The sequence below is a fragment of the Campylobacter sp. GB48 genome, assembly GCF_049221845.1.
In the GTDB taxonomy this organism is placed as follows: Bacteria; Campylobacterota; Campylobacteria; order Campylobacterales; family Campylobacteraceae; genus Campylobacter_D; species Campylobacter_D lari_C.
Genome location: NZ_JBMJAR010000075.1, coordinates 1 through 884 on the forward strand (window position 1 = coordinate 1; position 884 = coordinate 884).

General features: G+C 30.5%; 1 pseudogene. It reads right to left on the bottom strand.

The annotated features are described in order from the left end of the window. A pseudogene (locus ACOTVC_RS08870) lies at nt 1-492 on the bottom strand (hypothetical protein); the annotation flags it as partial. Nucleotides 493-884 lie beyond the last annotated feature (392 nt).

Genomic DNA, 884 nt, shown 5'->3' on the forward strand with positions numbered 1-884 from the left:
ACTATTATTCAAATTTTCAATAGTAGAGTTACTAGCAATAGAAACACCACGACTACCACTAATAGTGCCTTTATTGTTTAAAGTAGATATATTAGTTCCACTTGCTACATTAACACCAATCCCACCTGTTGATTTAATAGTTCCACTATTAGTGAAATCATTTATAGTAGTATTACCTAAATATATAGCTTCGCCACTACCTGATTGAATTAATCCTGAGTTATTAAATGTTTCAATTGTTGATTTACTATCACTCTTACCCCATACAGTAATAGCAAATTTATTGCTTCCATCACCTATAGTTCCACTATTAGTGAAATTATTTATAGTAGCACCATTTTGATTGTTTTGTCCTATATTAATTGCAGCACTATTACTACCACCACCATTAACATTACCTGCATTATTGATAGTTACATTAGTAGCGCCTTGACTTACATTGATAGCATTGCTATTATTACCATTAATACTACCATCTTTTGTAATAGTCAATGTTCCACCACCATTGCCTATGGTTACTGGTCCATCTTGACTACCATTTATAGTACAAGTTGTGCTACCATCACAATTACCACCACTAATACTTCTTGAATTTTTTACTTGTTTTTCTTTTAGTATTTTAGAGTCTTTAGCTTTGGTTATTTCTATAGAACCATTAGAAGCTTGATCACCTATAGTAACTACACTAGCATTAGCACAAGTTGCTAGAAAAGATATTGTTGCTAAAGATAAGAAAGTTTTTTTAGTAAAAGAAAGATTATTGTTTAAATGAGATGATTTTAAAGAGGTATTGTTTGATTGAGAATTTTCAAATCCCCCCCCCCGTAGAATAATAAGACATTAAAACTCCTTAGAATTTTTTATGATAAAAATAAATCGGAATT